This is a genomic window from Staphylococcus coagulans, assembly GCF_002901995.1.
Taxonomy (GTDB): Bacteria; Bacillota; Bacilli; order Staphylococcales; family Staphylococcaceae; genus Staphylococcus; species Staphylococcus coagulans.
Map to the genome: position 1 here is coordinate 61,898 of NZ_PPQN01000011.1, position 12,219 is coordinate 74,116.

The following is a 12,219-nucleotide window of genomic DNA, read 5'->3' on the forward strand; positions in this document are numbered from 1 at the left end:
TATATCCACCTACCTTTCAAAACGCTCTAATTGCTGATAGACATCAATAAAGTATTTTGCAATATCTCGTAAAGCCATTGTCGTCATGAGATGATCTTGTCCATGAACCATGACAAAACTCATTTCTCCGACTTCGCCACGCGACTCTTTTGCTAAGAGCTGTGTTTGTTCCACATGTGCTTCATTAATAAATCGGTTCGCATTTTCAATGTGTGCTTGTGCCTCTTGAAAGTTTTTACTTTTGGCCGCCTCGAATGCACGCATAATTTCTGCGCGTGCATCACCTGCTATAGCAACAATGGTAAATCCAATCATCATGTTATCTTCCTTAGACATAAATTTTCCTCCCTTATCGACTTAAATGAGTCGCTCTAAATGCAATTGAAAATGATATTTATCAGTTTCTAGAATGGTGAGCTGAAATTGATTTTCTAAAGCTTCTGCCAGCTCGTTTGCAAGTTTATACGAGACTGGATGAGATTGTTTTAATCCAGAAAAAATAGCAACATCAATCGAACTTAATTGATTTTCATCTTTATTTGCATTTTGAGACTCATAAAAGTAACTCATGTGTGTGAAAAAGCGGTCGTAGTGATAATGGTTACGTTGAGTTCGAACAATTTGGTGGTCATTTAAAAACTGATTTACAAAGTTAATGATACGAATGAATCGTGCATTATCTTCTATTTGAGCCGTGTTTACATCCAACTTGGCATTGAGAAAATGTAATGCTAAACTGACGATTTCAGATTGTGGAAACGATGGCGCTAAGTTTTGATTAATGATTTTTAACCCTAGTTCTGCAGCCTCCATTTCAAGTGGATAATGTGACTGCATATCTGGTATAACGGTTTCTTGCCAAAGGTTATTTTCAATACGATGTTGTGCTGCATATAAATGATCAGCTAATGTTACATAAAGATAGTCTTGAAACGTCAGATTAAAATGTTTTTGTACAGTTGAAACAACTTCAAAGCTAGTTAAGATGTATTTAATCGGAACATCTTTAATTAAAAAAGTCAGATTCTGCTTCATATTTTCGTTTTCTAGACGAAAAATTTTCTCAACCCTTTGACGTTCTAAGGTGTCCCCTTTTTTCTTTTTAAATGCGATACCTTTGCCAGTGACAATCAGTTCTTCTTGCTCGTGTGATTTGACAATTGCACAATTATTGTTCAAAACCTGTTGAATAATCATTTATAAACCTCCCAAAACTCAAATAAAAAAACCACAAATCAATTCGTTTGATACAAAATTGATTTGTGGTTTCGCCTAATTCAATAGTCACGATCCATGGAAATGTTTTAAAATGTCCGTTTTTGTTCTTTATGATAATAATAAAGCTGTTCAATTTAAATGTCAATATAAATTTAATATGACGAAACATAAATAAGGATACATTGACATTAAATAAATATATGAAAAAAAGCCCTATCATCATGTGATATTATGACGACAAGGCTTTATTTGAAATGACTTTATGTTAAAAGATTTACGTGAGTTAATCTTCTAAGCGAGACCAACCTTTTTTCGTTAATGTGATTTTGCCAGTTTCAATATTGATAATGCGCTTTTTATATAAATGACCGATAGCGCGTTTAAAAGCGCCTTTACTCATGTTAAAAACTTCTTTTATAGCTTCTGGGCTAGATTTGTCCCAGAATGGTAATTCGCCTTCGTATTCAACAAGTAGATTAAATATACGTTCGCCATCTTCATCCAAACGTTCATGCGCAAAAGGTAAAAATGAACCATTTAATTCGCCTTTATCATTGTAGCCAATAATGCGAACATCTAACTGTTCTCCTAGTCTTGGTTCTTCCTTACGTTCTGACTCATGCACAAAAATTTTGTAGCCTTCTTCTGATAAAAGAAATGTACCTACGCGTAATAAACGATAAGGGCGTGCTTGAATCATTTTATTTTTAAGTGCGTCATCATGAACAGGTGTGTACATTTGTTGGACAGTTGTTTCCGATGCAAGTCGTGCAAACATTTGTCTTTCACGGTCAATTCTCAATGTACATAAAATGTAGTCTCCTTTTACAGGCCATAACGATTTAAGCTTTGGTAAATCTTCCCATGGTACTAAAACTTCTCTTGGTAACCCCACGTCTAAGCGTGCACCATCACGATCAGTGCTCAGTACACGAACAAAGTCATAACGCCCCACGGTAATATCGGGCATATTTTGAGTCGCAAATAAATCACCAGATCGGTTTGGATAAATGAAAAAGCTATATGACTCCCCTATTTCTAATTCATCATCAGTATTGACTTCTGACGCATTCAATTTCACAAATTCTTGATTCGGCCCTTCCAAATGATATGTAGAACCTTCAAGGGCTTTTACTTCTAAAAATTCAATCGTCCCTATAATTTCATTTTCTTTAAATGACATAACGTACTCCTCTATAATTAAGTTATTTCTATTATAGCATCTTATAGTGGTATAAGCATTAAGGGTTAGTTACATTTAAAAGTCATGCGGTGCTATTCGATTAATTTTTAAAGAAATTAGATTTATAGCCCTTTCTCATGATATAATTCATCCATTAGATGAAAATGAAATAAAGGAGAAAATCCATGTTACAAGTTACAGATGTGAGTTTACGTTTCGGTGATCGTAAATTATTTGAAGATGTGAATATCAAATTCACACCAGGAAATTGTTATGGACTTATCGGTGCAAACGGAGCAGGAAAGTCTACGTTTTTAAAAATTTTATCAGGAGAGTTAGATTCTCAAACGGGCCATGTTTCGTTAGGCAAAGATGAACGTTTAGCAGTATTAAAACAAGATCACTTTGCGTATGAAGATGAACGTGTATTAGATGTTGTCATTAAAGGGCATGAGCGTTTATACGAAGTGATGCAAGAGAAAGACGCAATCTATATGAAACCTGACTTCAGTGATGAAGATGGTATACGCGCAGCTGAACTTGAAGGTGAATTTGCTGAAATGAACGGTTGGAATGCTGAAGCGGATGCGGCAACATTACTTTCAGGACTTGGTATTGCGGCAGAGTTACATGATAAAAAAATGTCTGAACTTGAAAACAATCAAAAAGTTAAAGTATTGTTAGCGCAAAGTTTATTTGGACAACCTGATGTATTATTACTCGATGAGCCGACCAACGGATTAGATATACAAGCCATTAGTTGGTTAGAAGACTTTTTAATTAATTTTGAAAATACAGTGATTGTTGTTTCCCACGATAGACATTTCTTAAATAATGTTTGTACACACATCGCTGATCTCGACTTTGGTAAGATTAAAATATATGTAGGGAATTATGATTTTTGGTATCAATCTAGCCAATTGGCTCAGAAGATGGCACAAGAACAAAATAAGAAAAAAGAAGAAAAAATCAAAGAATTACAAGACTTTATTGCGCGCTTCTCTGCGAATGCGTCGAAATCGAAACAAGCAACAAGTCGTAAGAAGCAATTAGAGAAAATAGAATTAGATGATATTCAACCTTCATCTCGTCGTTATCCGTTTGTTAAATTCACGCCAGAACGTGAAATCGGAAATGACCTACTATTTGTTGAAAATGTTTCTAAAACAATTGAAGGCGAAAAAGTATTAGATGGCATCTCTTTCACAATGAACCCTAGTGATAAAGCTGTGTTAATTGGTGAAAGTGAAATCGCAAAAACGACATTGTTAAAAATACTTGCTGGTGAAATGGAACCTGATGAGGGTACAGTTAAATGGGGTGTGACAACTTCTCAAAGTTACTTCCCTAAAGATAACTCTGCATATTTTGAAGGTGTGGAAATGAACTTAGTCGATTGGTTACGTCAATATGCCCCAGAGGATGAACAAACGGAGACTTTTTTACGCGGATTTTTAGGTCGTATGCTATTTAGCGGTGAAGAAGTGAAGAAAAAAGCGAACGTTTTATCTGGTGGAGAAAAAGTACGCTGTATGCTTAGCAAAATGATGCTATCAAGTGCGAACGTCTTATTATTAGATGAGCCAACTAACCATCTAGATTTAGAAAGTATTACTTCAGTAAACGAAGGCTTGAAAACATTTAAAGGCTCATTGATCTTTACTTCACATGACTTTGAGTTTATCAATACTATTGCCAATCGTGTGATTGATTTAGATCATGAAGGTGGCCTTTCTAAGGAAATAAGTTATGAGTTATACTTGCAAGAAAAAGGTGTACTTAAATCAAAAGCCTAATTCCCTTTCAATGTGTTTATAATGAAAAGCTTTCACATAAAGGTTTACACATTAAACGTTTATATGTATAATGAAGTTCATAATAATTGAATATCACTGATGAGGCGCATCAATCATAAGTAGATATATTTTAAGCGTGCCTGCAAGCACATATATCGAAAGGGTGAGATGCCGAAACAAACAGTATTGCAGTTACTCGTTTGTTGGATTCTTTGGTTAAGAGCTGAGAGTCTGTCATTATTATTACAATAATGGAGTGCATCACTTGTATATAGATTGAGCAAGTTCGCACGCCGAACTTGCTTTTTTTGTTTATATGTGTCCCCATTTTTGTACAGTCTCGACTTAATTATTTGATTTAAGTTGTCAATTCAGTGGATGCGTTGTAAAGTAAAGATTAAAAACATCAATTATTATCTGAATTGTGTGAAGATAATGCTAAATCAGACTTTAATAAAAATGATTTTGAATTTAAAATTGGAGTGAGATAAGATGACAAAATTAGCAGTTGTAGGTGCAACAGGATTAGTAGGTACAAAAATATTAGAAACAATTGACCGAAAAAATATTCCTTTTGATGAACTCGTACTTTTTTCTTCACGACGTTCTGCAGGTCAAAAAGTAGATTTTCAAGGACAAACATATACTGTTCAAGAATTAACGGAGCAAGCCACTGAAGATCACTTTGATTATGTGCTTATGAGCGCGGGGGGCGGAACAAGCGCTCAATTTGCCCCACTTTTTGAATCTAACGGTGCTACAGTCATCGATAATTCAAGTCAATGGCGTATGACAGAAGACGTTGATTTGATTGTCCCTGAAGTGAATGCCCCAACGTTCAAGAGAGGTATTATTGCTAATCCGAACTGTTCTACAATCCAATCGGTAGTTCCTTTGAAACCGTTGCAAGAACAGTTTGGTTTAAAACGAGTTGCTTATACAACATATCAAGCTGTTTCAGGTTCAGGTATGAAAGGTAAACAAGATTTAGAAAATGGGGCCAAAGGTTTATCGCCTGAAGCTTACCCACATCCAATTTATAATAATGTACTACCACATATTGATGTGTTTCTTGAAGATGGGTACACAAAAGAAGAGCAAAAAATGATTGATGAAACAAGAAAAATTTTAACTGAGCCAGAATTAAATGTAACAGCGACTTGTGTTCGTGTGCCAGTTCAAGATAGTCACAGTGTTCACATCAACGTCACTTTAGATCAACCTACAACGGTGAAAGAAATTCAAGATGTACTTGAAAAAGATCCGCGTGTTGTTTTGGTTGATGATCCAGAAAATAATGTGTACCCTTTAGCCATTCATTCCACAGGACGTGATGAAGTGTTTGTTGGTCGAATTCGAAAAGATGATTCTTTAGATAATACATTTCACTTATGGGTAACTTCAGATAACTTATTAAAAGGTGCGGCACTGAATGCGGTTCAAATATTAGAACAAGTACTAAAATTGAAAGGAGAATTATAATGGGACATATTTTTGAAGGAACAGGTGTTGCTTTAATTACCCCTTTTACAAACGATGAAGTTGATTATAATGCGATTCGTAATCATGTCAATTTTCTTATCGATAATGGTATTCAATCGATTGTCGTTAATGGGACAACAGCCGAAAATCCAACATTAACTGATGAAGAAAAAGACCAAATACTTCGAACAGTTATTGAAGTTAATGATAAACGTGTACCTATTATCGTTGGAACGGGTACAAATAATACGAAAAAATCAATAGCAGCTTCTTTACGTGCAAAAGAGCTTGGTGCCGATGCAATTATGTTAATCACGCCGTATTATTTAAAAACGAGTCAACGTGGTTTGATTGCTCATTTTGAAGCCATTGCAAATGCAACAGCTTTGCCAGTTGTCCTTTATAATGTTCCTTCACGTACGAACGCTACAATTGAACCTGAAACGATTGAACGTCTAAGTCAGAATCCATATATTGTTGCATTAAAAGATGCTACAAATGACTTTGATTACTTAGCAGAGATTCAAGCTCGGGTTGATACAGATTCATTTGCATTGTATAGTGGCAATGATGACAATATTCTATCGTATTATCAACAAGGCGGTCACGGTGTGATTTCGGTTGTAGCAAATGTGATTCCGAAGCAGTTCCAACAAGTTTACACAGAGGTGCCACAGCGTGAATCTCTATTCCAACCGATTCGTGCCCTTTTGGACGCGATGAGCATTGACATCAACCCTATTCCGATCAAGTACCTTTGTGCTTTAGAAGGATTTGGGCAATATGAAGTGAGATTACCTCTAGTTACATTAAATGAACAAGAGCAACAATCATTGAAAGAAGCATACGAACAATTTAAAGCAGGTGTTCAATAATGAAAATTTTACTTATTGGTTATGGGGCAATGAACCAACGTGTCGCTAGATTAGCTGAAGAAAATGGACATGAAATTGTGGGTGTCGTTGTCAATCGAAAAAAAGAGAATATACCGTACCCATTATATGAAAAAATAAGTGATGTCACAGAAGCTGATGTTGCTATAGACTTTTCTCATCCTAATTTGTTATTGCCATTACTTGAGGATCATTTTAAATTACCCCTTGTGATTGCGACAACAGGAGAAAAAGAACGTATTACTCAGAAATTAAAAACACTCAGCAATACAATGCCTGTATTTTTCAGTGCAAATATGAGCTATGGTGTACATGCTTTGACAAAAATATTAGAAGCAGCAGTGCCTTTATTAAATGACTATGATATCGAATTAACGGAAGCGCATCATAATCAAAAAGTAGATGCACCAAGTGGAACGTTAGAAAAATTGTATGATGTCATTGCATCGCTAAGATCTGATGTTTCCCCTGTTTATGATCGTAGTCAAAAAGATGCGAAAAGAACTAATAATGAAATTGGTATCCATACAGTACGGGGTGGCACGATTGTGGGTGAACATGATGTATTGTTTGCGGGCGTCGATGAAACAATTACATTGACACATCGAGCTCAGTCAAAAGATATTTTTGCGAATGGCGCATTGGGTGCAGCAGAAAAGTTAGTTCATCAACAACCCGGGTATTATACATTTGATAACTTATAAAGGAGCGTTTTTACAATATGGTTAAAAATTTTACAGCAGAAGAGATTATTCAATATATTAGTGATGCAAAAAAATCTACGCCGTTAAAGGTCTACATTAATGGTGAGTTAAGTGACATCGCATTTCCAGAACAATTTAAAGTTTTCGGCTCTGAAAATTCAAAAGTGATTTTTTGTGAGGCTGCTGACTGGGCAACGTTCTATGAAGAAAACCAAATGAGAATTGAAGACTTAGAAATTGAAATGGACCGTCGTAACTCAGCCATACCACTCAAAGACTTAACAAATACGAATGCCCGTATTGAGCCAGGTGCTTTTATTAGAGAGCATGCAGTCATTGGTGACGGTGCGGTCGTAATGATGGGTGCAACAATTAATATTGGTGCAGTCGTTGGTGAAGGTACAATGATTGATATGAATGCAACATTAGGTGGACGAGCAACGACAGGTAAAAATGTTCATGTCGGTGCAGGTGCTGTATTAGCGGGTGTAATTGAACCCCCAAGCGCCTCCCCTGTTATCATTGAAGATAACGTTTTGATCGGTGCTAATGCTGTGATTCTAGAAGGTGTACGTGTAGGTGAAGGCGCCATTGTCGCAGCTGGAGCTATTGTCACACAAGATGTTCCTGCAGGCGCAGTAGTTGCTGGTACGCCAGCAAAAGTCATTAAACAAGCACATGAAGTTGAAGATTCAAAACGTGAGATTGTCGCAGCATTACGTAAATTAGACGAGTAATCTATGAGTGGGCGGAGCAAACAACTCGGCCCTCTTTTTATACATAGCACAAAGGAAGGAGTTTTTTATGAGCGAAATAGAATTTGTCACACAACATCGTCGATACTTACATCAACATCCTGAATTGAGTTTAGAAGAGTTTGAGACAACACGTTATTTAGAACAATTTTTGATAGACTTAGAGGTCCCCTATGAAAAGCCTTTAGAAACGGGTATCATCGCCTATTTAGAAGGCAATAGTGCACATACGATTGCTTATCGTGCTGATATCGATGCCCTTCCAATACACGAAGAGAACGATGTCGCCTATCGAAGTGAGACGGATAATAAAATGCATGCTTGCGGGCATGATGGGCATACAACCGCTTTAATGTTATTCGTAAAAAGATGTAAAAAGTTATTTGATGAAGGTAAATTACCCCATCATGTTGTGTTTATTTTTCAACCTGCTGAAGAATCAGGGGGCGGTGCGAATTTATTAATCAAGTCTCATGCTTTAGATAAGTTTCAGATCGATGCGATTTATGGTGTACATGTCATGCCTTTTGTTGAAGAAGGTGCGGTTGTTATAAGAGATCATGAGATTACAGCAAGTGCGACAGAATATCGATTTTTTATTGAGGGCGAATCTAGTCATGTCGCTAATAAAGAACAAGGAAAATCCGCCGGTGAAGCTTTACAGCATATCTTAACGCAAGTTTCACAAATCCAACAATACCACCTTAACGGATTACAACGCAATATTGTACACATCGGGCATTTCCATGCCGGTGAAGCGATTAATACGGTACCGAGTAAAGGCTATTTAGAAGGTACAATTCGGACTTATGATATGGATGATCTGAGCGCAATACAAAAGCAAATGCAAAAAATTGTGCAAAGTGCCCATACACTATTTGATGTCTCTTGCGAAGTGAAGTTTGCTGAAGGATATCCCCCTACTGTGAATGATCCAGCATTAAAAAAATATGTGGTTGAAAGTCTCAATTATCATCAAATGATGGTTATTGAGAATGAACGTCCTTACTTGTTTGGTGAAGATTTTAGTTTTTATCGTCAAATTGCCCCTGCTTACTTTGTATTTGTGGGGACTAGAAATGATGAAAAACATTTTGTAAGTGGTCTTCACACGCCACAATTAAATTTTGATGAACATGTATTAATTCGCATTGCAGATTATTATGAGAGGTTGTTATTTAATTATAACGAGGTGGAAGCATGACTGCAGTTTGGCAAATCAATGAAGCGCGTTTTAAAGAAAATGTAAAACGAGTCAAAGACAATCAATCGATTATGGCTGTTGTTAAAAATAATGCATATAATTACGGATTAGATTTTGCTATCAATACATTCAAAGAAATGGGGATTGATACGTTTAGCACAACGTCATTACACGAAGCTATTGCGATTCGCAAAATAGATGCTGATGCGACGATTTTTTTAATGAATGCAACGGATGAGTTTGAGTTATTACGTACATATGATATTCATATGACATTGCCCTCTTTGGCGTTTTATGAACAATATAAAGAAGCATTGTTTGATGTTAAAGTGCATTTAGAATACGAAAACTTATTACATCGTTCTGGTTTTAAAACGATTGATGAAATGATACAAGTTATGGAAGATCATCGTCAAACGCATAGCCCTAAAATGACAATAACTGGGCTTTGGACTCATTTTGGCTATGCAGATGAATTTGACATTACGATGTACCAACAGGAAAGAGATGCTTGGTTCAATGTTGTAGATGTTCTAGTCAATAAAATGGATATGTCGTTTGACTTGATACACGCACAAAATAGCGCCAGTTATTTTAGAGAAGGCCATGTTTTTGAACATCATACACATGCACGTATTGGCATTGCTTTATATGGATCTCGCCCATATGCTTCACTTTCTCGGGAGGCATTTCCGCAAGCATTGACAGTAAGCGCAAACGTCATCCAAGTGAGACAGGTTCAACAAGGAGATCACTGTGGTTATAGCTTTGCTTATACCGCGGAGGAAAATAATACACGTTTAGCCGTAGTTGATATTGGTTATGGAGATGGAATATTACGTACACGTGCGCAACATGAAGTTATGATTAATCAACGTATTTACCCTATTCGTGCCTTAATGATGAGTCATATGTTTGTTGAAGTTGATGAACACGTACAAGCCAAAGACAAAGTCATTTTGTATAACGAAGATTTACGCATCGATGACTATACATTTAAAGGCGTAGGTGCGAATTCGGAGCAGTTAAGCGCATTAAATTTGGATTCACTGATAAAGGAGTATAGATAAATGACAGTAAGTTATAATAAAAGTGGAGAACTCACTTTGGCAGGAACAAGTTTAAAAACTTTGGCCCAAAGCTTTGGGACCCCCACTATCGTATATGATGAGGCGCAAATAAGAAATCAAATGAGACGCTATCACAGCGCATTTCAACATAATGATATTGGTTACGTATTATCATATGCCTCAAAAGCGTTCACTTGTATTCAAATGGTCAAATTGGCACAGTCAGAAGATTTTGATTTAGATGTGGTGTCTGAAGGAGAACTTTACACAGCTTTAGAAGCGGGTTTTGATCCGAAGCGTATTCATTTTCATGGTAACAATAAAACAAAACAAGAGATTCGCTATGCTATTGAAAGTGGTATTGGTTATTTTGTTGTTGATGCGTTAGATGAAATTGATTTGATTGAGCGCTATGCTACTGATACAGTCGAGGTTTTAGTTAGAGTGAATCCAGGGGTTGAAGCCCACACACATGAATTTATACAAACGGGTCAAGAAAAAAGTAAATTTGGATTATCATTAAAACATGGCCTTGCTTTACAAGCTATCAAAAAAATACAAGCTTCTCAACAACTTCACTTTAAAGGTATCCATTTTCATATTGGTTCTCAAATTGAAGAAACAACGGGCATGATAGAAACAGCGAAAATGGTATTAAATTGGTTAAAAGAAAATGATATTTCGATTGAATTGCTTAATTTAGGGGGCGGTTTTAGTGTGAAGTATGTTGAAAGTGATCGCCCTTTCAATATCGAGACAGGCATTACTGAAATTGTTCAAGCCATTAAAGCAACATGTCATCAACTTGACTACCCTATTCCAACTTTAAGTATTGAACCGGGTCGTTCAATTGTGGCAGAAGCAGGTGTCACTTTATATGAGGTAGGATCGATTAAAGAGATTCCAAATGTGAATAAATATGTATCTATTGATGGGGGTATGAGTGATCATATTCGTACAGCTTTATATGATGCACAGTATCAAGTGTTATTAGTGAATCGTCAAGAAGAAGCAGATGAGACGGTAACATTAGCAGGTAAACTTTGTGAATCCGGTGATATTCTCATTCATGAGGCTAATTTACCTTCTAGTGTCAAACGTGGCGATTATTTAGCGGTTTTAACAACAGGCGCTTATCATTATAGTATGACGTCGAATTATAACCAAATTCAAAAGCCTTCTGTATTTTTTGTGAAAGATGGAAAAGCGAGAGAAGTCATTAAACGCCAATCTTTAAGACAACTGATTATTAATGATGTTAAATAGTATCCATAACGTTGATTTGTTAATTAGCGAGGTTGGGACATCAAATTTTTAATAACCTTCACATGAGAGACGGGACTAGCCTAAGACTACAAGCTGAGGCTGTTCCCTCGGTAAACGAAGCCATATTACATGAAGTTTTATTATAAAAAGGAAGCGCTAAGATGATTTTCTATTAAAGGTCAACTTAGCGCTATTGAATTTGTGATTGTGACCTAGTCTCATGCTGTTGCTGTATGAATCGCTGAGCATACAAAAAAACAGTGAAGTATGCTTCACTGTTTTTCTAAGTCAATATTGCATCTATTTATTATAGTTTTACAACGTTTGCAGCTTGAGGACCGCGATCGCCTTCAACTACTTCAAATTCAACTGATTGACCTTCATCTAATGATTTGTAACCTTCTTGGTTAATAGCTGAGAAGTGTACGAATACGTCGTTTTCTCCTTCAACTTCGATAAAACCAAATCCTTTTTCAGCGTTAAACCATTTAACTGTACCTTGTTTCATAATGTGTGAAACCTCCAAGACTAAAATTCAATATGCGCTATTCGCATATTACAAAAAATACTAATTCTTAATTTATATAATCTAAAAAAATATTTTTTGCAATATGGAATAATGCTATTGCTTATACCTTATTATAAGGC

12 protein-coding genes and 1 riboswitch are annotated in these 12,219 nt (G+C 36.1%); of the genes, 8 read left to right on the forward strand and 4 right to left on the reverse strand.

The window, feature by feature from the left end; genetic code table 11:
* Window positions 1-9: 9 nt before the first annotated feature.
* From CD118_RS02580 to CD118_RS02590, 3 genes are all read right to left on the reverse strand, one after another.
* Window positions 10-336, reverse strand: a complete 327-nt coding sequence (locus tag CD118_RS02580) for a PTS sugar transporter subunit IIA (protein ID WP_060829940.1) — start codon at window positions 334-336, stop codon at window positions 10-12.
* A gap of 21 nt (window positions 337-357) precedes the next feature.
* Window positions 358-1,197 carry a CAT RNA binding domain-containing protein gene (locus CD118_RS02585; protein WP_103356199.1) on the reverse strand — a complete coding sequence of 280 codons (840 nt, stop codon included), beginning with the start codon at window positions 1,195-1,197 and terminating at the stop codon, window positions 358-360.
* Window positions 1,198-1,501: 304 nt separating this feature from the next.
* Window positions 1,502-2,401, reverse strand: a complete 900-nt coding sequence (locus tag CD118_RS02590) for a CvfB family protein (RefSeq protein ID WP_060829938.1) — start codon at window positions 2,399-2,401, stop codon at window positions 1,502-1,504.
* Between the two features lie 185 nt (window positions 2,402-2,586).
* On the opposite strand from CD118_RS02590, the gene CD118_RS02595 reads away from it, so the two are divergent.
* From CD118_RS02595 to lysA, 8 genes are all read left to right on the forward strand, one after another.
* A complete protein-coding gene (locus CD118_RS02595) occupies window positions 2,587-4,197 on the forward strand; it encodes an ABC-F family ATP-binding cassette domain-containing protein (protein ID WP_050345643.1) in 1,611 nt (536 codons plus the stop codon).
* Window positions 4,198-4,288: 91 nt separating this feature from the next.
* Window positions 4,289-4,467, forward strand: a riboswitch (Lysine riboswitch).
* Between the two features lie 222 nt (window positions 4,468-4,689).
* Window positions 4,690-5,679 carry an aspartate-semialdehyde dehydrogenase gene (locus tag CD118_RS02600; protein WP_050345642.1) on the forward strand — a complete coding sequence of 330 codons (990 nt, stop codon included), beginning with the start codon at window positions 4,690-4,692 and terminating at the stop codon, window positions 5,677-5,679.
* Window positions 5,679-6,554: a 4-hydroxy-tetrahydrodipicolinate synthase gene (gene dapA / locus CD118_RS02605; RefSeq protein WP_060829936.1), complete on the forward strand. Its 876-nt coding sequence runs from the start codon at window positions 5,679-5,681 to the stop codon at window positions 6,552-6,554. Before CD118_RS02600 ends, dapA begins: the two co-directional genes overlap by 1 nt.
* Window positions 6,554-7,276 carry a 4-hydroxy-tetrahydrodipicolinate reductase gene (gene dapB, locus CD118_RS02610; RefSeq protein WP_060829935.1) on the forward strand — a complete coding sequence of 241 codons (723 nt, stop codon included), beginning with the start codon at window positions 6,554-6,556 and terminating at the stop codon, window positions 7,274-7,276. The genes dapA and dapB overlap by 1 nt, the downstream gene beginning before the upstream one ends.
* Before the next feature lie 17 nt (window positions 7,277-7,293).
* On the forward strand, window positions 7,294-8,013 hold the full coding sequence (dapD, locus tag CD118_RS02615; protein ID WP_016425048.1) for a 2,3,4,5-tetrahydropyridine-2,6-dicarboxylate N-acetyltransferase: 720 nt from the start codon (window positions 7,294-7,296) through the stop codon (window positions 8,011-8,013).
* Window positions 8,014-8,080: 67 nt separating this feature from the next.
* Window positions 8,081-9,235, forward strand: a complete 1,155-nt coding sequence (locus CD118_RS02620; RefSeq protein ID WP_060829933.1) for a M20 metallopeptidase family protein — start codon at window positions 8,081-8,083, stop codon at window positions 9,233-9,235.
* Window positions 9,232-10,305, forward strand: a complete 1,074-nt coding sequence (alr, locus tag CD118_RS02625) for an alanine racemase (protein WP_103356200.1) — start codon at window positions 9,232-9,234, stop codon at window positions 10,303-10,305. The genes CD118_RS02620 and alr overlap by 4 nt, the downstream gene beginning before the upstream one ends.
* On the forward strand, window positions 10,306-11,571 hold the full coding sequence (lysA, locus tag CD118_RS02630) for a diaminopimelate decarboxylase (protein ID WP_103356201.1): 1,266 nt from the start codon (window positions 10,306-10,308) through the stop codon (window positions 11,569-11,571).
* Between the two features lie 307 nt (window positions 11,572-11,878).
* Here lysA and cspA read toward each other — a convergent pair whose 3' ends face one another.
* Window positions 11,879-12,079, reverse strand: coding sequence for a cold shock protein CspA (gene cspA, locus CD118_RS02635; protein ID WP_014613945.1), 201 nt, complete (start codon window positions 12,077-12,079; stop codon window positions 11,879-11,881).
* Window positions 12,080-12,219: the final 140 nt, after the last annotated feature.

Bases quoted from the DNA above. Each gene is read 5' to 3' on its own strand.
- cspA (WP_014613945.1), bottom strand. From the start codon at position 12,079: ATGAAACAAGGTACAGTTAAATGGTTTAACGCTGAAAAAGGATTTGGT.
- alr (WP_103356200.1), top strand. From the start codon at position 9,232: ATGACTGCAGTTTGGCAAATCAATGAAGCGCGTTTTAAAGAAAATGTA.
- CD118_RS02600 (WP_050345642.1), top strand. From the start codon at position 4,690: ATGACAAAATTAGCAGTTGTAGGTGCAACAGGATTAGTAGGTACAAAA.
- CD118_RS02595 (WP_050345643.1), top strand. From the start codon at position 2,587: ATGTTACAAGTTACAGATGTGAGTTTACGTTTCGGTGATCGTAAATTA.
- dapD (WP_016425048.1), top strand. From the start codon at position 7,294: ATGGTTAAAAATTTTACAGCAGAAGAGATTATTCAATATATTAGTGAT.
- CD118_RS02580 (WP_060829940.1), bottom strand. From the start codon at position 336: ATGTCTAAGGAAGATAACATGATGATTGGATTTACCATTGTTGCTATA.
- dapA (WP_060829936.1), top strand. From the start codon at position 5,679: ATGGGACATATTTTTGAAGGAACAGGTGTTGCTTTAATTACCCCTTTT.
- CD118_RS02620 (WP_060829933.1), top strand. From the start codon at position 8,081: ATGAGCGAAATAGAATTTGTCACACAACATCGTCGATACTTACATCAA.
- CD118_RS02590 (WP_060829938.1), bottom strand. From the start codon at position 2,401: ATGTCATTTAAAGAAAATGAAATTATAGGGACGATTGAATTTTTAGAA.
- CD118_RS02585 (WP_103356199.1), bottom strand. From the start codon at position 1,197: ATGATTATTCAACAGGTTTTGAACAATAATTGTGCAATTGTCAAATCA.
- dapB (WP_060829935.1), top strand. From the start codon at position 6,554: ATGAAAATTTTACTTATTGGTTATGGGGCAATGAACCAACGTGTCGCT.
- lysA (WP_103356201.1), top strand. From the start codon at position 10,306: ATGACAGTAAGTTATAATAAAAGTGGAGAACTCACTTTGGCAGGAACA.